Source organism: Terrabacter terrigena (assembly GCF_042676085.1).
Classification (GTDB): Bacteria; Actinomycetota; Actinomycetes; order Actinomycetales; family Dermatophilaceae; genus Terrabacter; species Terrabacter terrigena.
On sequence record NZ_JBHTKH010000005.1, the window covers coordinates 95,947 to 118,294 of the forward strand.

The following is a 22,348-nucleotide window of genomic DNA, read 5'->3' on the forward strand; positions in this document are numbered from 1 at the left end:
GGCGGTCAGGCCCTCAGGCGCCGGCACCGCTCGAGGCCTCGGCGGCCTCGACGATGTTGGTGAGCAGCAGGGCGCGGGTCATGGGCCCGACCCCGCCCGGGTTGGGGCTGACCCAGCCGGCGACCTCGGCCACGTCGAGCGCGACGTCGCCGGCGATCTTGCCGTCGACCCGGCTGACGCCGACGTCGAGCACGGCGGCACCGGGCTTGACCATCTCCTTGGTGACGATGCTCGGCACCCCGGCCGCGGCGATGACGATGTCGGCCTGGCGCACCTCGCTCGCGAGGTCCTTGGTGCCGGTGTGGCACAGCGTGACCGTGGCGTTCTCGCTCTTGCGGGTGAGGATGAGGCCGAGAGGACGGCCGACGGTGAGCCCGCGACCGATGACGACGACCTTGGCCCCCGCGATCGGCACGTCGTGGCGGCGGAGCAGCTCGATGCAGCCCATCGGCGTGCACGGCAGCGGGGCCGGCTTGCCGAGGGCGAGCCAGCCGAGGTTCGTCGGGTGCAGGCCGTCGACGTCCTTGCTCGGGTCGACCCGTGAGAGCAGCGCCATCTCGTCGAGGCCCGTGGGCTGCTGCACGAGGAAGCCGGTGCAGTCGGGGTCGGCGTTGAGCTCGTCGATGACGGCCTCGACCTCGGCCTGCGTGGCCGTGGCGGGCAGGTCGCGGCGGATGCTCGTGATGCCGATCTCGGCGCAGTCCCTGTGCTTGGCGTTGACGTACCAGTGGCTGCCGGGGTCGTCGCCGACCAGCACGGTGCCGAGCCCCGGGACGAGGCCCTGCTCGCGCAGCCGAGCGACCCGCTGGGTCAGCTCGACCTTGATCGCCTTGAGGGTGGCCTTGCCGTCGAGGATCTGTGCCGTCACGGTGCACATCCTGCCACCCCGGCCCCTGGCCGGTCCCACGCCCTCGGGCGGGCGTGCTCAGTCGCCGATGAGCCGCATGAGCTCCTGCACGTTGCGGTCCCAGGTCATCGACTCGGCGCGGCGGCGCAGGGCGCGGCCGCGCCGGGCGCGCTCCCCGGGGTCGGTGACGAGGTCGTGCAACGCCTCGGCGAGCCGGTTGGCGTCGCGCGGGTCGACGTAGACGCCCTCGTGTCCGAGGTACTCAGGTATGCCGCCGCTGCGGGCCGAGACCACCGGCAGTCCCGACGCCATGGCCTCGGTGACGACCTGCCCGGCGGGCTCCTGCCAGTCCACGGGCATGCAGAAGACGTCGGCACCGGCATACACGGCCGGCAGCGCGTGCCGGTCGACGAACGGCGTGAACTCGACCAGGTCTCCGAGCGGCGCGGCGGCGCGCCGCAGCTCGCGCTCGTAGTCGGACAGGCCCTCGGAGGGCCGCAGTCCCGACGACCCGACGATGCGCACACGGAAGTTCCGCGTGGTGTGCGCCAGTACGCGTGCTGCCGCGACGAGGTTGTGGGCGCCCTTGTGCGGGACGACGTTTCCGACGAAGAGGATGGTGGGCGGCATACCTTCTCGGGATGCCCTTCGGCCGGGGCGGAAGCCCGCGGTGTCGACGCCGTTGCGCAGGACGTGGAGGTTGTCGGGTCTGGAGCCGAGCCGCTCGACGACGGTGCCGGCGAGGTAGTCGCTCACGGCCACGGTGACGTGGGTGCGCGCGATGACCCTGCGCACCTCGGCAGGGCGCCACGAGCGGAAGACGTCGTTGCCGAGGTGCAGCACGATCTTGCCGTCGAAGTCGCGGGTGAGCCGGTCGGTGATCGCGCCGGCGTAGTTGTAGACGACGAGGGCCTTCGCGTCGGCGGGCACCGCGTCGAGCGCCTCGCGGTGGAAGCGCGCCACGAGGGGCCGCCGCCCGAGCGTGAGGCCGCACGCTGCGTCGAGGCGGCGCTCGAGGTCGGTGAACCACTCGCGTGTGGCCGGGCGGCTGGAGGCGTAGCGCACGAGCGTGCCCTCGGCGTAGTCGTGCTCGCGGCGGTCGCTGACGACCACGTAGGTGCGGCCGCCCATCGCCTCGTGCGCCCGGGCCTGCGCATGGATCTTCGTCGCCATGGCGTTGCCGGTGCCGACGGAGTACTCCGAGAACACGTAGGCGAGCTGCGCGATGGGCGTGACGACGGGCACCGTCGCGCGTGCGGCGGCCTCCCCCTGCCTCGCGAACTCCATCGCCCTCCGTCCCGTGTCCCGCCGCGCCTCGAGGAGCGCGGCGCCCCAGCCACGCTCCGAGGGTAGGAGACGTCGGGGCACCGCGGGCGCAGAACGGACAAGCAGGGCTCAGGTCAGGTCGCTCAACGGCACCTCGGGGTCGGCGAGGCGGTCGCGGTCGACGACGGTGCGGTCGCGGACCAGGCGCTGCACGTCGTCGATGGTGTCCCAGACGTTGACGTGCATGCCCGCGAGCACCCGCACCCCGTCGCCCTCGGGCAGCACCCAGAACGCCATGAACTCGTTGCCCTTGGGGTCGCCCCGCAGCACGACCTCGGCGCCGCTGCCGCGCGGCACGTAGCCGGCGTACTCGAGCCCGATGTCGTACTGGTCGGAGTAGAAGAACGGGATCGGGTCGTAGGTGACGTCCTGGCCGGCCATCGACCGGCCGGCAGCAAGACCGCCGTCGTGCGCGTTGGCCCAGTGCTCGACGCGCACGTTGGTGTCGAGCGTGGTGCTGCGCCAGTTCGCGACGTCGCCGGCCGCCCACACGCCGTCGGCCGAGGTGCGCAGCCCGGGGTCGGTGACGATGCCGTTGTCGGTCTTGATGCCCGCCGCGTCGGCGAGCCCGGTGTTGGGCGTGATGCCGACACCGACGACGACCACGTCGGCCGGAACCGTGTCGCCCGACTTCGTGACGACACCCGACGCGGCGGTGTCACCCTCGATGCGCTCGACGCCCTCGCCGAAGCGGAACTCGACGCCGTGGCCGCGGTGCAGGTCGGCGAACCAGCCGCCGATCTGCTCGCCCATGACGCCAAGCAGCGGCGCCGCCTGCGGCTCGATCACCGTGACGCTCGCACCGGCCTCCGAGGCCGCGGCGGCGACCTCGAGCCCGATCCACCCGGCGCCGACGATGACGACCCGGGCGTCCTTGGTCAGGTGCTTCTTCAGCTCCTGAGACTCCTGCAGCTCGCGCAGGTAGAGCACGCCACCGAGGTCGGCCCCGGGCACGTCGAGCGCGCGCGGCGACGAGCCGGTCGCGAGCAGCAGCTTCTCGTAGGCGAGGGTCTCGCCCCCGTCGAGCGTGAGCGTGTGGGCCGCGGCGTCGAGCGACGTCGCGGCGGTGCCGAGCCGCAGCTCGACGCCGTTGTCGTCGTACCAGTCCTTGTCGTGGGTGAAGGCAGTGTCGGGCTCGTCGTCGCCCTTGAGGACCCCCTTCGACAGCGGTGGTCGCTCGTAGGGGAGCCGGTCCTCCTCGGCGACGAGGGCGATGCTGCCCTGCTTGTCGCTCTCGCGGATTCCCTCGATGGCCTTCGCCGCGGCCAGTCCGCCGCCGACGAGGACGTATGCCGTGCGCTCCTGCTCTCCGGACGTGTCAGTCGTCATGTCCACACCTTCACATGCCGACCGCGCGCCGTCGAGCAATTGGGCAGACGCGAGGTCAGGAGGTCCAGGCGCGCCAGAGGGCGGCGTACTCCCCGTCGCGCGCGACCAGCTCGTCGTGGCTGCCCAGCTCGGCGACCCGACCGTCGATGACGACCGCGATGCGGTCGGCGTCGTGGGCCGTGTGCAGCCGGTGGGCGATGGCGACGACGGTGCGGCCGGTGAGCAGCGCGTTCATCGAACCCTCGAGGTGACGGGCCGTGCGCGGGTCGATGAGCGAGGTCGCCTCGTCGAGCACGATGGTGTGGGGGTCGGCGAGGATGAGCCGGGCGAGGGCGACCTGCTGTGCCTGGCCGGGGGTCAGCGCCTGGTGGCCGGAGCCGAGCTTCGTGTCGAGCCCCTCGGGCAGGCGCTCGACCCAGCCGAGCGCGTCGACGGCGCGCAGCGCCTCGCGCACCTGGTCGTCGGTGGACCCCTCCCGTGCGAGCACGACATTGTCGCGGACCGAGCCGATGAAGAGGTGGTGCTCCTGCGTCACGAGGGCGACCTCGGTGCGCAGCTGGTCGAGCCGCAGCGAGGTGAGCTCGACGCCGCCCACGGTCACGGAGCCGGTGCGCGGGCCGTGGATGCCGGAGAGCAGCCGGCCGAGGGTCGACTTGCCAGAACCGCTCGGCCCGACGATCGCGAGACGCTCACCCGTCGACAGCGACAGGTCGATGCCGTGCAGCACGTCGTGGTCGGCGCGGTAGGCGTAGCGCAGGTCGGAGCCGACGAGCTCTGGCCCGGACGGCTGCTCGTCGCCGGCCTCGCGGTCGGGTGGCACCGTGGCGATGCCGAGGAGGCGGGTCGTGGAGGCGACACCGACCTGCACCCGGTCGACCGTGTGCACGAGCATGTCGAACGGACCCCACAGCGCCTCGGTGTAGAGGACAGCGGTCGTGATCTGGCCGAGCGTGGCCCAGCCCTGCGCGTAGCCGAGGGCGCCGAAGAACAGCACGAGCACGCGCGGCAGGCTGAACGCGACGTCCATGACGGCGAAGAGCAGGTTGCGCAGCGTCATCGTGTAGCGCTCGGCCTGCCCCGACACCTCGATGTCGTCGTCGCCGCGACGCAGCCGGTGACCGGCCAGGCCCAGGGCCTCGACGGTGCGGGCGCCCTCGACGGTCTCGGTGAGGGTCGTGTTGATGCGGGAGTAGGTGCCGCTCTCGGTGAGGTAGCCCTTCGGGGCGCGCCGCAGGTAGCGACGCACCTGGATGAGGGCGAGGGACATGAGGATGATCGACGGCAGCGACAGCACCACCGAGTTGCTCACCATGGCGACGAGGGTGAGCACCACGGTGATGGTGGCGACGATCGACTCGGGCAGGGCCCAGCGCACGCTCTCGCTCATCGTGCCGACGTCGCGGGTCACGCGGGTCACGAGGTCGCCGGAGCTCGCGCTCTCGACCCTCGACAGCGGCAGGCGCAGGATCGCGCGCACGACGTACTCGCGTGCGGCGGCGAGGACGCTCTGGCCGAGCACGGCCGAGGACGTCTTGGCCGCGAGGGTGAACAGCCCCTGCACGACGACGAGCCCGGCGACGACGACGGCCGCGGTGTTCGCGCCGGCGAGCGCCGAGTCGACCCGGCCGGCCTGCACGTCGGTGACCGTCGAGTCGACGAGCTCGCCGAGCAGGCGCGGCACGAGCAGGCCCGCGGTCGCGGCCAGCGCGTTGGCGACGACGACGGCGACGACGAGGAACCGCTCCTGCCCGAGCAGCCGGCCGATGAAGCGCACGACGCTGCGGCTGTCGGCGATCGGCAGGCCCTTGCGCGCGTTCATCGTGTCGGCGACGAACTCCTGGGCCCTCCGCTCGCGCAGCAGGTGCCGGCGGCGCAACGCCGAGAGCCGCTCGCCGACACCGACCGACTCGTCCGACGCGGGCGGGCGCAGCTCGTCTGGCACCGCGGGCACGTGCACGGGGCCCTCCCACGTGCGCGCCGACTCGGCCGCGAGCTCGGGCGGCAGGAGCGAGACGTGCGTGAGCGCCGCGTCTGGCGACGCGGCATACGTGCTCGTGGCCGTGCCGTCGGGGCGGCTCATCAGGACTCCTCGGAAGGGTGGGCGAGCACCGACACGTCACCCTCGCCGCGCACGACGACGGAGCGGTATGCCGGCGAGTGGGCGAGCAGGTCGGCGTGGCGTCCGCGGGCCGTGGCGACGCCACCCTCGAGCAGGATGATCTCGTCGGCGTGGTGGAGCAGCAGGGGCGACGCGGTCATGACGACCGTCGTGCGGCCCTCGCGGTGCCGACCCAGCCGGGCCGCGATGCGCGCCTCGGTGTGGGCGTCGACGGCCGACGTGGGCTCGACGAGCACGAGCACGTCGGGATCGGCGGCGAGGGCGCGCATGAGGACGAGTCGCTGGCGCTGCCCGCCGGACAGGCCGCGGCCGCGCTCCTCGAGCTCGCCCTGCCAGCCGCCCGGCAGCGCGTCGAACACGTCGTCGGCGGCCGCGGTGTGCAGGGCACGCTCGGCCTGCTCGAGGCTCAGCCGGTCGAGCGGGTCGACCGCCGAGCGCAGCGTGCCGGCGAAGACCTGGGGCGAGGTGTCGCTCACGAGGATGTGGCGGCGTACGTCGTCGAGCGGGATCTGCGACAGGTCGACGCCGTCGACGCTGACGCCCCACGGCTGACGCGCGCGCTGCTCGTCGCGGCGGGCCTGCTCCTCGCGGGCCCGGGCCCGCGCCGACCGCTCGCGCCGGGCCGCCCGGCCCTTGAGCTCCTCGGGGATCTCGTCGCTGACGAGCGCACCCTCGTCGCTGGGCAGGTATCGCCCGAGCCGGTCGGCGAGCGCCGCGGAGTCGTCGGGCACGGCCGACACGATCATCGTGAGGATGCCGGGGCGGACCGTCGCGCCGGACGCCTCGTCGACGATGTCGCCGTCGGTGCGCAGCGGGGCCGGATCGTCGGGGTGCACCCACGGGGGGCGCTGGCTCAGGACCGCGACGGCCTTGCGCGCCGACACGACCGAGCGGGTCCACTTCTGGGCGAACTCGACGAAGGTGCGCATCGGCTGGATGAGGAAGAGGCCGTAGCCGAGGAAGCTGACGAGCTCGCCGACGGTGAGGCGGCTCTGCGCGACCTCGCGGGTGCCGAGCCACATGAGGGCGACGACGAAGCCGCCGGAGAGGAGCACGCCGACGGACTCGACCGCCGCGAGCCAGCGGCCGGCCGCGACACCCGAGAGGCGTACGCGCTGGGACTGCCCGGCGTAGTTGCCGCCGAAGGTGTCCTCGCCGCCGATGCCACGCAGGATGCGCAGGCCGCCGACGATGTCGGTTGACATCGAGGTGAGCTCGGAGTTGCGCGAGCGCTCGACACCCTGCCAGCGCTGCATGGGGCGGAGCAGCGGCATGCCGAGCACGACGAGCAGTGGCGCGGAGACGAGCACGAGGACACCCATGCGGACGGACGTGGTGAGCACGATGCCGGCGACGACGAGGTAGGCGACGAGCTGCGAGATGGCGCGCGTCGTGATCTCCATGAGCGCACCGAACTGGTCGCCGTCGCTGCCCGACACCGACAGCACCTCGCCCGTCGGGGTGCGCCGGGTCAGCACGTGGCCGAGCTGGAGCGCCTTGCGCGTGACGAGCTTCGTCGTGCCGTAGAGGGCGATGAGCCACTCGCGCACGATGACGGTGTGGAAGGCGATGCCGCTGCAGGCGCCGAAGAGGGTGACGGCGGCGAGCGCGAGCACCCAGCGCGTGGTCACCGCGGAGTCGCCCGCGACGATGCCGGTGTCGATGGCGCGACCCACCATCCAGGGGCCGACCGTCTGCGGCACCATCCAGATCAGGGCGACGGCGAGGCCGGCGACGAAGAGGCCGCCGTTCTGCCGCACCATCCACCAGAGGAAGGCTCGGGGCGTGCGGGTGTCGGGAACGTCGGCGACGGGGTCGGTGTAGGCCCTGGTCTGGGGCGGGAAGTCTCGCATGGCCCGTTCACCCTAGGCCGGGCTGCCGACACCGACCCACCGGTTTTTGCGCGGTGGGTCGGTGTCGGTCGGGTTCATGGAGTCGGGTCGGGCACCGCGCCCGAGCGGAGGTCGCTGTTGCCGAAGGTGACGGACGGACGGGCGCACTGCGTCGGCGCCCGCGCCGGCGACCTCCCAGAGTGCTCCCGCCCGGACGTCGACGACAGGACGCCCGGGCTGGGAACTCGGTGTCAGGCCTGCACGGCCTGCGCGGTCTGAGCGGCCTCCGCCAGAGCGGCGAGGGCCTGTGTGAAGCACTGCTCGGGCGGCGTGACGAGGCCTGCGCCGACCTGCCCCGTGCCCGCGACGCGTCCGGCCATGCCGGTGTTGATCTGGGGCAGGATGCCGGTGCGCGCCACGGACGTGACGTCGATGCCGGTCGGCGTGCCACGGAACTCGAGGATCGGCACCTGGTAGGCCGTGTGCTCCCCCGTCGTGATCTCGTACATCGTCTGGGTCGCGCGCAGCGCGAACGGCACGTCGCCGCCGACGAACTTGACGATCGCCGGGGCCGCCGCCATGGCGAAGCCGCCGATGCCCGCCGTCTCGGTGATCGCGGAGTCGCCGATGTCGGGGTTGGCGTCGTCGGGGCCGTAGGAGCCGAGGAACAGTCCCTCCGGCGTGTTGGCCGGACCGGTGAACCACGCGTCACCGGTGCCCGAGACGCGGATGCCGAAGTCGGTGCCGTTGCGGGCCATCGTGGTGACCACGCTGGACCCCGGGATGCCGTGGGCGGCAAGGGTGCTCAGCTTGCACGCCGGCATGCCGAGGTTGAGGAAGAAGTGCTCGTTGGCACCCGAGAAACGCACCGCCTCGGCGATGTCGGTCGAGCTCGCGTCGGCCGTGATCATCGTCGGCAGCAGCTCGCGCAGCAGCATGAGCGACCCGGCACGGTTGCGGTTGTGGCCCTCGTCGCCCATCTGGAGCATCTGGGCGATGACCGCCTTGATGTCGATGCCGCCCTCGCGCTCCACGCGGGTGCGCACGGCCTGCCGGAGGATCGGGCCCAGCACGGTGTTCATCCAGCGCAGGCGGTCGATGACCTCGGGTCCGTAGGCGCCGTAGCGCAGCACCTTGCCGAGTCCCTCGTTGAGCGAGCACCACGACGTGTTGTCGTGCACCTCGTCGCGCAGCTCGTAGACCCACATCGACGGGCTGATGACGCCCGCCATGGGTCCGACGGCGTCGCGGTGGTGGCACGGCTCGAGCGTGATGCCGTCGCCCTTCTCGAGCTTCGCCTCGGCCTCCTCGGCCGTGTCGGCGAGCCCCTCGAAGAGCATCGCGCCGATGAGCGCGCCCTTGAGGGGGCCTGATGCACGGGCGAACTCGATCGGCGGGCCGGCGTGCAGGAACGTGCCACGCTCCAGACCGAGCGCATCCTTGGCGGGCCGCACGTCGACGAGGTCGGCGCCGGCAGCAACCATCCGGCGCAGTGCCTCGGCGTTCGCTGCGTCACGTCTCGGGTCGGCGAGCACCCGCGCGAGGTGGTCGGACGTCCCGGCCAGCGGCGGCTGCCACGCAGCCTCGGTGACCGGAACAGCCTGGGCGCGAAGGGCGTCCGCGAAGAGCGAGACCCCGACGGCCGCCACCGACACGTCCCGGACGAGCAGCCCGCCCAGGGCCTCGGCGCCGTTGGCGTCAGCCACGCCACCGCTCGCGTATGCCGGCTCCGTCGCCGTGCTCGTCGGTGCCGTCACGTCGTGCCCGAGTCGGCGCAGGGCCTCGCGCGTCGCCTCGGCGTTCGAGAGGCGCACGACGGCGCCGGCGGCGACGAGGCGGGTGGCGCTCGAGTGCAGACCCTGCGGGTCACCCTCGGCGCCGGTCAGCGAGACGACGACGTCCAGGTGCCTGCCGTCCGCGGTCGCGGTCGCGAGGGCTCCCGCGATCGCCTCGGCCAGCTCGGGTGCCGGGTCGGCGTGCGCGCCGTGGCCGAGCACGAGGTCGAGCAGCAGCACGCCGCAGGTCGGGTCGGCGGCCTCGACGGCGATGCGCTCGAGCCGCAGCGACGGGTCGATCATCGGGTGGGCCCGGCCCTGGGTCATGGAGTCGTCGCCGAAGTCGATGACGACGTGGCCGGCGTCGCGCAGGTCGTGACCGAGCGCGAGGTCCGGGCGCAGCGGGATGTTCGAACGGATGTCGCCGACGACCTCACCCGCCACGAGCATGGCCTCGTCGGCGAGCGTGCCGCCGCAGAAGAGGCCGCGCAGCGAGCTGCCTTGCGACACAGCCTTCCCCGATGCTGGACCGAGGTCGGACGACGCGTCGCTCTCGTCGGGGCTCCACGACGGCCACCGCTCAGGCACGTCGTGACCGCCGGCGCGGAGCGCAGACTCGACAGCGGTCGTGAGGTCGGGGCGCCCGGCCCCGAGCGTCGCCCAGTGGACCGGCTTGCCCAGCCCGGCGGCATACGCCTCGAGGTCGGCGAGGACCTCGGCGGCCGGCGGCTTGGACACGATGACGATCGACTCGGTCGCTGGGTCGGCCGCGAGAGCGGAGAGCGCCTGCTTGGTCGAGCGCGCCGCCACGGCGGACGAGAGGTCACGTCCGCCGACGCCGAGGCAGTGGCTGATGCCGACACCGGCCGCGTCGAGCAGGCACATGACCTGCTGGGCCCCGGTGCCCGACGCCGCGACGAGACCCACGGACCCCTGGCGCACGACGTTGGCGAAGCCGAGGGCGACCCCGCCGACGACGGCGGTGCCGCAGTCGGGACCCATGACGAGCACACCGGCGCGGGCTGCTGCGTCCTTGAGACGCACCTCGCCCTCGACCGGCACGTTGTCGGAGAAGACCAGGACGGAGACGCCTGCGCGCACGGCGTCGAGGGCCTCCGTGACGGCGTGCTCGCCCGGAACCGAGACGAGCGCGAGGTCGGCGCCGGAGAGCCGGATCGCACCGCCCAGCGCTCGGGGCTGTGGCGCGTCACCGAAACCGGGTCCGGTTGCAGCAGAGCGCTTCTGGGTGAGCGCTCCCTCCAGTGCCGACAGCCCGGCGGCGACGCCGTCGTCGTCGCCGCGGATCGCGACGACGAGGTCGTTCGGGGCGGACTCTGGCACGTCGAAGCCCATGCCGCGGATGACCTCGAGGTTGAGCTCGGTCGCCATGGCGACCTGCGCGGCGTCCACGCCGGGCGCCGACGCGACGGTACGCGAGACCTGCATCAGGGTCACCGAGTCGAAGTAGGCACCGGTTCTCAGCTCGACGTGGTCAGCCACGGCAGGCTCCTTTCTGGGGGGTGGTTTCGAGGGAGGCGTCGAGGGCACGCAGGGTGCCCGTGACGCCGGACAGCAGGTCACGGCCGGACGAGTGCCCGATCCCGAGCACCCGGTCGACGAGGTCGGCCGAGACCGTTCCCGAGACGAGACCGGTCACGAGGCGCACGACGTCGGGGACGGCATACCCCGATGCCGCGGCGACGAGGAGCGCGGCGGACAGGCTCGTCGTCCGGCCGAGGCCCGCACGCACCTCCGCGGCGATGGCCGCGTGCGCCCGGCGTGCCCGGGGCACGTCGACGGCACCGAGGGTGAGCAGCACGCCGCAGACGGCGTCGTCGCCGCTGGGCGTGAGGCCGCGACCCGCTCCGAGCAGTCCTCGAACGCCGGAGTCGACGGAGCGGCCGGCGAGCGCCGCCGCTGCCATCTCACGGGCCAGGTCACCCAGCACTCCGGGTTCGCGAAGGCCCGTCGGTGGTCCCGGCCGGCGAGGGGCAGGCCGCACCCGCGACGGGTGCTGCAGGCGCGCGGCGACGACGTCGGCCCCCGGCAGGCGTACGCGCCCCTGCCCGACGACGACGTGCGCTCCGGCCTCGAGACCCCAGCTCACCCGGGTGGACGGCAGCGCGAGGCGCAGTCCGATCGGTAGCGCCAGAGCGTCCGAGGCGAGCACCGCCAGCACGCGCTCGTGGGCGCCGAGCTCGACGTAGAGGCAGGTGGGGAACGCGGCCACGACGCGGCGACGCCGGGGCGCACCGGCGACCTCTGCGGCCACGAGCGGCGACACGGAGGCGGGCAGCAGGGTGACGTCGAGCCCGTTGTCCATGACCGTGCGCACCTCCCGCCGTTCCCCGCACTGTGTCGGCGGCCGCCCGGCGCGGCCCGCTGACGTGACGCTATCCACGCGGCGTAGGGTGCGCTCATGGTGAAAGTTGCCAACGATCGGGTCCCTGCCGAGGGTGACTTGCCAGCGACGGCATTCGGAGACGACGTGCCCGTGGCGGTTCGCGCGGGCGCCGACGTCCAGGGTGCGGAGGGCCGCACGGGGCTCGAGGGCGGGCCACCGACCGAGGCTGCACGAGGTGCTGCCGTCGGCACCGACGGCGAGGCCGAGATGTCCGGCATCTCGCTGCGCCTCATCGCGGGGCTCGCGGCGACCGCCCAGGGTCTGGTGCGCGCCGACCCCGGACGCCTCGACGTAACGGTCGACAGCACGGCGCCGCTACGCACCGCCCTGCGCGACGCCTCGGCCGGCACCCGGCTCACCCATCGGCTCGTCCTCGCCGACGCCACCGCCCTCGCCGACCACGGCCGCGGGGTCCACGACGTCTTCACCGCGCTCGAAGGGGCCTCGGCCGCAGGGGTCGTCGTCTCGGGACTCACCGGGCGCGCCGCGGCCTCGGTGGCCAAGGCCGCCGAGTCGACCGGTCTCCCGCTCATCGACGTGCCGCTCGACCACATCGCGACCTTCACGACCGAGGTGCTGACCGCGATCCTCGAGCACCAGACCGCCGTCCTGCGCCGGCTCGAGGACGCCGACCGCGCCCTCGTGCAGATCGTGCTCGCGGGCGGGTCGCTCGACGACCTGTGCGAGCAGGTCGTCGGCTTCCTCGACGGCGCGGTGATGGTGACGACCACCGACGGCCGGGTCATCGCCCGCGCCGGGTCGGCCCGCGAGCTCGAGCACGCCGCGAGCCTCGAGACCTTCGACCGCACCGGGCGCCTGCTCACCGAGAACGAGCCGATGGGGCCGCGGCCCGACGGTCCCACCGCCAACCGGGCCGCGGTGCGCATCGTGGCCGGGCACCTCGACCACGGCGTGCTCATCGCGTTCTGCAGCCACCGTCGGCTCACCGTCGACGACGTGCGCCTGCTCGAGCGGGCCGCCACCGTGGCAGCGCTCGCCATCACCAAGGACCAGGCCGTCTCGGCGGTCGAGAGCAAGTACCGCGCCGAGTTCCTGCGTGATGCCCTGGCCGGCCGCGCCGGGTCGCCCGCCGACGCGGTCGCCCACGCGAGCTCGCTCGGCTGGGACATCAACCGGCCGATGGTCGTCGTGGTCGCCGAGACCGACGAGGACGACGACCGCTCGACACGCGACTCCGACGAGGTGCGCTTCCTCCAGCAGCGTTTCGCCCGCGCGTGGACCCACGCCGTCGCGGTGCGCGACGCCCGCTCCCCCGTCATGGGGTTCAGCCGCGAGGTCGTGGCCCTCATCGGCGTGCCCCCGCAGGCCGACACCGACCAGGTCATGCGCGTCGTCGGCGAGTACGTCCGCGTGGTCCGGGGCGACGGCGGCGGGGGCCGGCGCAGCTTCTCGGCGGGCGTCTCGCGGCCGTTCGCCTCCGTCGCGGCCCTGCCCCAGGCGTACGACGAGGCCCTGTCGGCGGTCACGGTCGGGCGCCAGATGCACGGCGACGGGGCCCTCACCCACGTCGACGGCCTCGGCATCTACCGCCTGCTCGCCCTCATCCCCGACGGCACCGACCTGCGGCGCTTCGTCTCCGAGTCGCTGCGCGAGCTGGCCACCGACGAGTCACCGGAGTATGCCGGCCTGCGCGAGACCCTCGGCGTGCTGCTCGACACCAACCTCAACGTCGCCGAGACGGCCCGGCTGCTCTTCTTCCACTACAACACGCTGCGCTACCGCATCGGCAAGCTCGAGAAGATCCTCGGCCCCTTCACCACCGACCCCGACCTGCGCCTGACCCTCGCCCTCGCACTCAAGATCCACCAGATGCGCGGCATCTGACGCGGCACCCGACCGATCGAAAGAGCGCTCCGTCGTGCCCCACCAGTCGAGGCAGCGCGTCCTCGCCCTGCGCCCTCGAGGTCGCAAAAGGTGACGTAGCGCTCTTTCGATCGGAAGGGGATGCGGACGAACTGCTCTTCTCGCCGCGAAGGGGGCAGACGGCATACGTCATCACCTGCCATAGGCACGCCGTCGGCGTGTATCAACGTTTGACGAACGCAATCCCGTGCTGTGGGAGTAGTTTTCGCCCATCCCGGAGTGGGACGTGACCCGCATCACCAGGTGCGGCAACCATAGGAGTCGGAATGGCTTTGGGCTGGAAACTTCACGGCGACGGCAGGACGATGGGCCCCGACGACGTCGTCGCGCCTGACGAGCGGCTGTCCTGGGGCAAGACGGTGGGCCTCGGCGCCCAGCACGTCGTGGCGATGTTCGGGGCGACCTTCGTCTTCCCGCTCGTCATGGGTCTCAACCCGCAGCTCGCGATCCTGATGAGCGGCATCGCGACGATCTGCTTCCTGCTCATCGTCAAGGGCAAGGTGCCGAGCTACCTCGGCACGTCGGCCAGCTTCGTCGGCGGTGTCGCCGCGATCCGCGCGCAGGGCGGCACGTCCCAGGAGGTGACGGGCGCGATCCTCGTCTCGGGCCTCGTGCTCGCACTCGTGGGAGTCGCGATCCACTTCCTCGGGTCGTCGGTCCTGCACAAGGTGCTGCCGCCGGTCGTCACCGGCGCCGTCGTCATGCTGATCGGCTTCAACCTCGCACCGGTCGTCGCCGGCATCTACTGGCCCCAGGACCAGTGGGTCGCGATCCTCGTCATGGTGTTCACCATCGTGTGCGCCGTCGCCTTCAAGGGCTTCGTGTCGCGCATCGCGGTCTTCCTCGCGCTCATCTTCGGCTTCATCATCTCGTGGGTCTTCGACAAGGCCTTCGGCCAGATCACGAGCTTCGACGCCGGCGCCGGCAAGGTCACGACGCACTTCCGCACCAACTTCGACAACATCGCCGCCTCGCCCTGGTTCGGCTTCCCGCCCTCGACCGGCGACATCGGCCCCGACGGCAAGGCGCTCGTCGGCGTGCACCTCCCGTCGTTCTCGGTCGCTGCGATCCTGCTCGTGCTGCCGGCCGTCATCGCCCTCATCGCCGAGAACACCGGTCACGTCAAGGCCGTCGCCGAGATGACCAAGACCGACCTCGACCCCTACATGGGCCGCGCGATCGCCGCCGACGGTGTCGGCACGATGATCGCCACGTCCGTCGGTGGCTCGCCGACCACGACCTACGCCGAGAACATCGGCGTCATGGCCGCGACCCGCGTCTACTCGACCGCCGCGTACTTCGTGGCAGCCGCGGTCGCGATCCTCTTCGGTCTCTCGCCGAAGTTCGGAGCCCTCGTCTCGTCGGTGCCCGGCGGCGTGCTCGGCGGCATCACCGTAGTGCTCTACGGCATGATCGGCCTGCTCGGCGCGAAGATCTGGAAGGAGAACGGGGTCGACTTCGGCAACCCGATCAACCTCGTGCCCGTCGCCGCCGGCATCATCATCGGCATCGGCAACGTCGAGCTGAAGTTCACCGACAGCTTCACCCTCGGCGGCATCGCCCTCGGCACGATCGTCGCCGTCGGCGCCTACCACCTGGCCCGCACGGTCGCCCCGGAGGAGCTGCGACTACGAGCGGATGCGGCGGGAGGCACGATGATCGCGCTCGGCAAGGCCGAGTACGGCGACAGCGACGGCATCGACGACCTCTACCAGGACGGGCCGAACGGGCCCGACCTGCGCCGCCGCTGACCGCCTCCCGGCACGACGCACGGCACGTCGCCGTGGGCCCTCGACTCCCAGTCGGGGGCCCACGGCCGTTCAGGGCAAGAGTTGCCAAAACCACACGGTCAGCGATGCACAACCATCACTAGTACGAAGCCGGATCGGAAGGCAGGATCAGTTCGGTGAAGCCCGCCCCCTTCGAGCACCACGCTCCCCTCAGCGTCGAGGAAGCCGTCGCCGTCCTGACTGAGGTCGGTCACGACGGCAAGGTCCTCGCGGGCGGGCAGAGCCTGATCCCGATGCTCAACATGCGCCTGGCCTCGCCGGCCCACCTCGTCGACATCAACCGCGTCGCGGGCCTCGACGGCATCGAGGTCACGAACGGGGCCGTACGCGTGGGAGCCCTCGTGCGCCACGCCGGCCTCGAGCGGTCCGAGGAGGCGTACGCCGCCTTGCCCCTGCTGCGCCAGGCGCTCGTCAACGTCGCCCACCCCGCCATCCGCAACCGCGGCACCACCGTCGGCTCCATCGCGCACGCCGACGCAGCCGGTGAGATGCCCGCGATCCTCGCCCTCACCGAGGGCGTCGTCGAGGTCGCCGGCCCCTCCGGCTCGCGCGAGATCCCGTGGGGCGACTTCTTCCTCGGTGCGCTCGAGACCTCGCTCGCGGCCGAGGAGCTCGCTGTCGCGGTGCGCTTCCGTCGTTTCGCGGTCGGCACCGGCACCGCCTTCGTCGAGGCCGCCCGCCGGCACGGCGACTACGCGATGGCCGGGGTCGGCGTGGCCGTCACCGTGACCGACGGCGTCGTGTCCGGTGCCCGAGTCTCGTTCGTCTCGGTGACCGACGTGCCGTCCGTCCTCGACCTCGGACCGGCCCTCGTGGGGGTCGAGCCGTCCGGGAGTGCCTGGGAGTCTGCCGTCGACGCGGCGGCGGAGGCCGTGCACGGGCACGTCGACCCCGAGGGCGACATCCACGCCACCGCCGAGTACCGCCGCATGCTCGTGACCGAGCTGACCCGCCGGGTCCTCCCCCAGGCCGCCCACCGCGCAGGAGCCGCAGCATGACCGACGTGACGCACACCGCCAGCGAGACGCTCCACGACGTGACGGTCACGGTCAACGGCATACGCCGGTCTGCCCGGGTGCCGGCGCGCCGCCTGCTCTCCGACTTCCTCCGCCACGACCTCGAGCTCACCGGCACGCACGTCGGCTGCGAGCACGGTGTGTGCGGCGCCTGCACCGTGCTCGTCGACGGCGCCCCGATGCGCTCGTGCCTCATGTTCGCGGTGACCGCCCAAGGCCACGCGATCACGACCGTCGAGGGGCTCTGCACGGCACCCGACGCGCGCGTCGCCCCGACCGGCGAGTCGATGAACCCCGTCCAGCAGGCGTTCGCCGAGTGCCACGGGCTGCAGTGCGGCTTCTGCACCCCCGGCTTCCTCACCACCGTCACCGCGTACCTCGACGAGAACCCCTCGCCGACGAGCGAGCAGGCGCGAGAAGCGATCTCGGGCAACCTCTGCCGGTGCACCGGCTACCAGAACATCGTCAAGAGCGTGCTGCGCGCGGCCGAGATCAGGGCCGAGCGGGCTGACGAGCGGGCTGACGAGCAGGCCGGCGAGCAGGCCGGCGAGGAGCGGGCATGACGACGCAGATGTTCGGCGCGCCGGTCAAGCGCAAGGAGGACCCGCGGCTCGTCACCGGCGGCGGCCGCTACCTCGACGACCTCGGCAACGACGCGCTCGCCGCCGCCTTCGTGCGCAGCCCGCACGCCCACGCCCGCATCGTCGACATCGACGCCTCCGACGCGATCGACATCGAGGGTGTCGTCGGCATCTACGTGCACGAGGACCTTCCGGGTCGCGTCGGCGAACCGCTGCCGCTGCTCATCCCCCACCCGACCCTGACCCACGGCCGCACCGGCTACGCCCTGGCCCGCGACGAGGTCAACCACGTCGGCGAGCCCCTCGCGATGGTCGTGGCGACCGACCGCTACGTCGCCGAGGACGCCTGCCAGCGCATCCGCGTCACCTACGAGCAGCTGCCCGTGGTCGTCGGCATCGAGGCTGCCCGCGACGGCGAGCGGCTCGTCCACGACGACGTGCCCGGCAACGTCGCGGCCCACATGCTCCAGGAGGTCGGCGACGTCGAGGCGGCGCTCGCCTCCGCACCCCACACCCTGACCCTCGAGCTCGACATCGAGCGCAGCGCCTGCATGCCGATGGAGGGCAAGGGCGTCTACGCGCGCTGGGACCGCGAGCGCGGCGAGCTGCGGATGTACTCCTCGACGCAGACCTCGACCGGCGTGCGCGCCGCGGTCGCGGCCAAGCTCGACCTGCCGCTCGCCAAGGTCGAGTGCATCGCGCCCGACGTGGGCGGCGGCTTCGGCGTCAAGATCATGCACCCCTGGCCCGAGGAGGTGCTCGTCCCGTGGGCGGCGAAGCTGCTCGGCCAGCCGGTCAAGTGGACCGAGGACCGTCGCGAGCACTTCATCAGCTCGGCGCACGAGCGGGGCCAGCTGCAGCAGGTGACCGTCGGCTTCGACGACGAGGGCCGCGTGCTCGGGCTCGACGTCCGGTTCTGGCACGACAACGGCGCCTACACCCCGTACGGCATCATCGTCCCGATCATCACGTCGACCCAGCTGCTCGGGCCCTACAAGCCGGGCGCGTACCGCTGCGAGTTCTGGTCCCTCTACACAAACACCGTTCTCGTGACGCCCTATCGGGGCGCCGGCCGCCCACAGGGCTGCTTCGCGATGGAGCGCACGATGGATGCCATCGCCGACGCGCTCGGTCTCGACCGGGCCGAGGTGCGCTCGCGCAACTTCATCCTCCCGAGCGAGATGCCCTACGACCACGGACTGCTCTTCCAGGACGGCCGTCCGCTCAAGTACGACTCCGGCGACTTCCCCGCGAGCCTCGCCAAGCTCAAGGAGCTCGTCGGCTGGGACGACTTCGCCGAGCACCGCCGGCAGGCCGAGGCCGAGGGACGCAAGGTCGGGCTCGGAATCGGTTGCTACGTCGAGGGAACCGGCGTCGGCCCCTACGAGGGCGGCCACATCCAGGTGGAGACGAGCGGCCGCGTCAACGTGTCCACCGGCCTCACGTCGCAGGGCCAGGGCCACGAGACCGTCTTCGCGCAGATCGTCGCCGAGGAGCTCGGCGTACGCCTCGAGGACGTCCACGTCACGACCGGCGACACCCGCCGGATGGCGTACGCCGTGGGCACGTTCGCGTCGCGCGCCGCCGTCATGAGCGGCAGCGCCATCGCCCTGGCCACCCGCAAGGTCCGCGAGAAGGCCCTGCGCATCGCCGCCGACGCCCTCGAGGTCTCGCCCGACGACCTCGAGATCGTCGAGGGCACCGTGCGCGTCAAGGGTGCCCCGACCACGTCGATGAGCCTCGGCACCGTGTCGGTCCTGTCCAACCCGCTGCGCTACGCCTTCGACGAGGCCGCCCGCGCCGCAACGCAGTTCGCCGGGACGTTCGACCCCGACAAGCCGCCGGTCGCCGAGGGCGAGGAACCGGGGCTCGAGGGCAAGGGCTTCTACTCCCCCACGCAGGCGACCTTCGCGAACGGCATGCACGCGGCGATCGTCGAGACCGACCCGGTCACGGCCGAGATCAAGATCCTGCGCTACTGCGTCATCCACGACTGCGGCACGATGATCAACCCGATGATCGTCGAGGGCCAGGTGCACGGCGGTGTCGCCCAGGGCGTCGGCGGTGCCCTCTACGAGCGGATGGCCTACGACGAGTCCGGGCAGCTGCTCAACGCGTCGTTCATGGACTTCCTCATGCCCTACGCCTCCGAGGTGCCGACCATCGAGGCCGACCACCTCGAGACCCCGTCGCCACTGAACCCCTTGGGCATCAAGGGCGCCGGTGAGGCCGGGTGCATCCCGGTGACGGCCGTCATCGCGTCCGCGATCGAGGACGCCGAGGGCTTCCCCATCACCCGCATGCCCATCTCGCCCAACGAGCTGTGGGACCTGCGCCGCCGACACGCGGCCGGCGAGATCCCGTCGCTCCACCGCAGTCCGAGCACCCCGAGCACCCCGAGCAGCCAGAGCGCGTCCCGCACGCCCAGCACGTCACCGAAGGAGCCGACGTCATGAAGATCTCCGGATCCGCGACCCTCGCGTCCGAACCCCAGCAGGTCTGGGACGCCTTCCACGACCCGGCCGTCCTCGCCCGTTGCCTACCCGGGTGCGAGCGCCTCACCCAGATCGGGCCCGACCACTACGCGATGACCGTGACGGCCGGCGTGGCCGCGATCAAGGGCACCTACGACGGAGAGGTCTCGCTGCGCGACCCGCAGCACCCCGGCTCCTTCACGATGAAGGCATCCGGCGCCGGCGCACCCGGCACGGTCGACGCCGACGTCGTCGTGCGCCTCGCCCCGGGCGCGTCAGGCGGCACCGACCTCACCTACGACGCCGACGCGGCTGTCGGTGGCGTCATCGGTGGCGTCGGCCAGCGGATGCTCGCCGGCGTCACGAAGAAGATGGCAGGACAGTTCTTCTCGGCCGTCGACGCCGACATCGCCGGCGCCCGCCCGGCGGCAGCTGCGTCGCACGGGACCGGAGCCGCGGCACCCGCGGCAGCACCCGGCACACCCGGTGGCGCGGTCACGCAGCCCGGCGGCACGGCAACCGTGTATGCCGGCCGGCCCGCCGCCGCCGAAGGGTCCAGAGTTCGCGACTACGCCCTCGGGGTCGTCACCGGTGGCGTGGTCGCGGTCGTCGGCGTGCTCGTCGGCTGGGCGATCGGGAGGGGCTGACGATGCGTGCCTTCACTGCCGCCGCCGTCCAGGTGGCCCCCGTGCCCGAGAAGCTCTCGCACGAGACGATCCAGGCCAACATCGACGCCTGCGTCGAGATGACGCGCCGCTGCGTCGAGGCCACCGGTGCCGAGCTCGTCGTGCTCCCCGAGACCGCGACGACCGGCTTCACACCCGGCTGCTCCAAGGAGGAGCTCTGGGACCTCGTCACCGAGCTGCCCGGCGCCATGACCGAGCCGTTCCAGGCGGCCGCGCGCGAGCTGGGCGTGCACCTCTGCGTCGGCACCTACGAGCGGGGGCCCGAGCGCGGCATCGTCTACAACTCGTCGGTGCTCATCGACCCGGCGGGCGAGGTGCTCGGCGTCTACCGCAAGACCCACCCGTTCTGCTCCGAGATCGTCAGCGGCGGCGGCTGGGTCACCCCGGGCGACACCGTCACCGTGTGCGACACAGACCTCGGCCGCATCGGCATGATCATCTGCTTCGACGGCGACTACCCCGAGCTCTCGCGCATCCAGGCCGTGCAGGGCGCCGAGGTCATCTGCCGTCCGTCGGCGCTGCTGCGATCGGCCGACATCTGGGACCTCACCTCGCGGGCCCGCGCCTACGACAACCACGTCTACGTCATCGGCGCCAACGCGGTCGGGCAGGACCCCGCCGGCGTGCTCTACTTCGGCAACTCGCACATCGTCACCCCGGTGGGCCACATCGTCGCCAAGGCGGCGACGCATCCCGGCTGGGTCACGGCCCGCCTCGACCCCGCCGAGGCCCTGGCCTCGCTGACCCCGGGCTCGAGCGTCGGCCAGGCGTTCGACCACCTGCGCGACCGCAACCTCGACCTCATCCGCAACCACCGGGCCGAGCTCGAGGGCGCCGCCGAGACCCCGTTCCCGCACGCGCCGATCCACCGCGGCGAGGCCGGCTGACCCTGCGACGTAGCCACACGGCATCCCTCATCAGGTATGCCGTGTGCTCGGCGTGCGCGAGCTCGCGTCAGGGAGGGGGTGGTTCGCTGCCCTCGAAGCGGCGCAGCAGCTCACGGATGGCTGCCATCTCCTCAGCGAGGGCATGCCTCCCGGCGCGCGTGATGGTCACCCACGTCCGGGGGCGCTTGCCGGCATACCCTTTCTCGACGTGCACGAGCCCGCTGCCGGCGAGCACCTCGATGTGCCGTCCGAGGTTGCCGTCGGTGAGGTCGAGCATCGACTTGAGGTAGGTGAAGTCGGCGCGCTCGGTCTCGGCGAGCACGGCCAGGATGCCCAGGCGTGCCTTCTGGTGCACGACGTCGTTGAGCCCGCTCGTGGGGTGCGGCGCCTCGTCGACTGGCGCGTCGGCGGGCGCGTCGCCGGACGTCGCGGAGGGAGGGGCATCGTGAGGGCTCACGACGTCACCGGGCGGCCGGCAACCCTGCCTGCACCCATGGGTCGCCAGCTGCGCAGCGCCACGCCGACGAGCACGAGGCCCAGTGCTGCCATGACGACGAGGTCGGCCCGGACGATGGCGTCGACCGACAGGGAGTCCGACAGGCCGACAAGCCGGACGAGGTCGCCGAAGCGGTTGGTGAAGAAGCCGAGGTGCGCGAGCGTCACCACCACGCCGAAGACGACGACCCAGAGGGCGAGCCGGGGGTCGCGGCGGCGTCCGGCGATGAGCAGCAGGGCGATCCCGATGAAGGCCGTCGGCGCCATGAACCCGATGATGCCGAACATGCCGACGAAACCGAACGGCGAGAACGGCAGCCCGAACGTCGCCAGGACGAACAGGCCCACACCCGCGGCGACCCAGGCGCCTGCGCCGGCCCCTGCCCCGAGCCGCCGGCTGCGGATCGCGAACCAGACGCCGATGACCACCAGTCCGACGGCGCCGACCGACGCCCAGTAGTCGTCCACGAGCTGCTGGAACCACAGCTCCGCCTCGGTGCTGTCCCTGGACTGGCCCGGACCGAGGTCGGAGTAGAGGACGTTCTGCTGCACATACGACACAGCGGCGTACCCGATCGTGAGGACGCCCAGGACGAGCAGCGGGATGGCGAGGCCCTGGGCGTCGGCCCTCGCCGCTCGGCGCACGCCCTCGGTGCCCTCGAGGAGGCGGCGAGCCTCTGTCGGGTCGAGCCCGGCGGACGGAACCGGTGAAGCGGTGTTGCCCGAAGTGTCCATGCCCTGCCTCCTGAGATGGGGCGCCCCTGTGCGCCGCCCACGACTACTCTGTATCGCAGAGTAGTCGCCAGTCAAGAGCACTCTCTCACTCAACCGCACACCGATCCTGGGAGCACTCCGTCAGCCTCCCCGCGTGACGTAGTGCTCTCTCGACCGGCCGGCGCGCGA

Annotated in this window: 16 protein-coding genes; 7 read left to right on the forward strand and 9 right to left on the reverse strand. The window is 72.3% G+C overall.

Annotation, left to right across the window (positions count from 1 at the left end):
* Positions 1-13: 13 nt before the first annotated feature.
* The 7 genes from ACFQ2V_RS09595 to ACFQ2V_RS09625 form a co-directional block, all read right to left on the reverse strand.
* Positions 14-868 (reverse strand): bifunctional methylenetetrahydrofolate dehydrogenase/methenyltetrahydrofolate cyclohydrolase, encoded by an 855-nt coding sequence (locus ACFQ2V_RS09595; protein ID WP_386052456.1) that lies wholly within the window; start codon positions 866-868, stop codon positions 14-16.
* A gap of 57 nt (positions 869-925) precedes the next feature.
* Entirely contained in the window at positions 926-2,134 is a 1,209-nt protein-coding gene (locus ACFQ2V_RS09600) for a glycosyltransferase family 4 protein (RefSeq protein ID WP_386052457.1), read from the reverse strand.
* 108 nt (positions 2,135-2,242) lie between these two features.
* A complete protein-coding gene (locus ACFQ2V_RS09605) occupies positions 2,243-3,502 on the reverse strand; it encodes an NAD(P)/FAD-dependent oxidoreductase (protein WP_386052458.1) in 1,260 nt (419 codons plus the stop codon).
* A 55-nt stretch (positions 3,503-3,557) separates the two neighbouring features.
* The gene (locus ACFQ2V_RS09610; RefSeq protein WP_386052460.1) at positions 3,558-5,582 is read right to left on the reverse strand and encodes an ABC transporter ATP-binding protein; all 2,025 of its coding nucleotides are present in this window, start codon (positions 5,580-5,582) and stop codon (positions 3,558-3,560) included.
* A complete protein-coding gene (locus tag ACFQ2V_RS09615; protein WP_386052462.1) occupies positions 5,582-7,474 on the reverse strand; it encodes an ABC transporter ATP-binding protein in 1,893 nt (630 codons plus the stop codon). Before ACFQ2V_RS09615 ends, ACFQ2V_RS09610 begins: the two co-directional genes overlap by 1 nt.
* Before the next feature lie 230 nt (positions 7,475-7,704).
* Positions 7,705-10,728 carry a bifunctional FdrA/YlbE family protein gene (locus tag ACFQ2V_RS09620; RefSeq protein WP_386052463.1) on the reverse strand — a complete coding sequence of 1,008 codons (3,024 nt, stop codon included), beginning with the start codon at positions 10,726-10,728 and terminating at the stop codon, positions 7,705-7,707.
* Positions 10,721-11,551: an oxamate carbamoyltransferase subunit AllH family protein gene (locus ACFQ2V_RS09625; RefSeq protein WP_386052464.1), complete on the reverse strand. Its 831-nt coding sequence runs from the start codon at positions 11,549-11,551 to the stop codon at positions 10,721-10,723. The genes ACFQ2V_RS09620 and ACFQ2V_RS09625 overlap by 8 nt, the downstream gene beginning before the upstream one ends.
* A 171-nt stretch (positions 11,552-11,722) precedes the next feature.
* Here ACFQ2V_RS09625 and ACFQ2V_RS09630 point away from each other — a divergent pair, with 171 nt between their 5' ends.
* The 7 genes from ACFQ2V_RS09630 (at position 11,723) to ACFQ2V_RS09660 (ending at position 20,950) form a co-directional block, all read left to right on the forward strand.
* Positions 11,723-13,477, forward strand: coding sequence for a helix-turn-helix domain-containing protein (locus ACFQ2V_RS09630; protein WP_386052465.1), 1,755 nt, complete (start codon positions 11,723-11,725; stop codon positions 13,475-13,477).
* A 305-nt stretch (positions 13,478-13,782) separates the two neighbouring features.
* The gene (locus ACFQ2V_RS09635) at positions 13,783-15,267 is read left to right on the forward strand and encodes a uracil-xanthine permease family protein (RefSeq protein WP_386052466.1); all 1,485 of its coding nucleotides are present in this window, start codon (positions 13,783-13,785) and stop codon (positions 15,265-15,267) included.
* Between the two features lie 155 nt (positions 15,268-15,422).
* Positions 15,423-16,304, forward strand: coding sequence for an FAD binding domain-containing protein (locus tag ACFQ2V_RS09640; protein WP_386052467.1), 882 nt, complete (start codon positions 15,423-15,425; stop codon positions 16,302-16,304).
* Positions 16,301-16,885, forward strand: coding sequence for a (2Fe-2S)-binding protein (locus tag ACFQ2V_RS09645; protein WP_386052468.1), 585 nt, complete (start codon positions 16,301-16,303; stop codon positions 16,883-16,885). The genes ACFQ2V_RS09640 and ACFQ2V_RS09645 overlap by 4 nt, the downstream gene beginning before the upstream one ends.
* Positions 16,882-19,359, forward strand: coding sequence for an aerobic carbon-monoxide dehydrogenase large subunit (cutA, locus tag ACFQ2V_RS09650; protein ID WP_386052470.1), 2,478 nt, complete (start codon positions 16,882-16,884; stop codon positions 19,357-19,359). Before ACFQ2V_RS09645 ends, cutA begins: the two co-directional genes overlap by 4 nt.
* Entirely contained in the window at positions 19,356-20,024 is a 669-nt protein-coding gene (locus tag ACFQ2V_RS09655) for an SRPBCC family protein (RefSeq protein ID WP_386052471.1), read from the forward strand. Before cutA ends, ACFQ2V_RS09655 begins: the two co-directional genes overlap by 4 nt.
* Positions 20,025-20,026: 2 nt before the next feature.
* Complete coding sequence (locus ACFQ2V_RS09660; protein WP_386052472.1) at positions 20,027-20,950, forward strand: carbon-nitrogen hydrolase family protein; 924 nt, start codon at positions 20,027-20,029, stop codon at positions 20,948-20,950.
* A 67-nt stretch (positions 20,951-21,017) separates the two neighbouring features.
* Here ACFQ2V_RS09660 and ACFQ2V_RS09665 read toward each other — a convergent pair whose 3' ends face one another.
* Entirely contained in the window at positions 21,018-21,407 is a 390-nt protein-coding gene (locus ACFQ2V_RS09665) for a winged helix-turn-helix domain-containing protein (protein ID WP_386052473.1), read from the reverse strand.
* Positions 21,404-22,180 carry a hypothetical protein gene (locus ACFQ2V_RS09670; protein ID WP_386052474.1) on the reverse strand — a complete coding sequence of 259 codons (777 nt, stop codon included), beginning with the start codon at positions 22,178-22,180 and terminating at the stop codon, positions 21,404-21,406. The genes ACFQ2V_RS09665 and ACFQ2V_RS09670 overlap by 4 nt, the downstream gene beginning before the upstream one ends.
* Between the last annotated feature and the right edge of the window lie 168 nt (positions 22,181-22,348).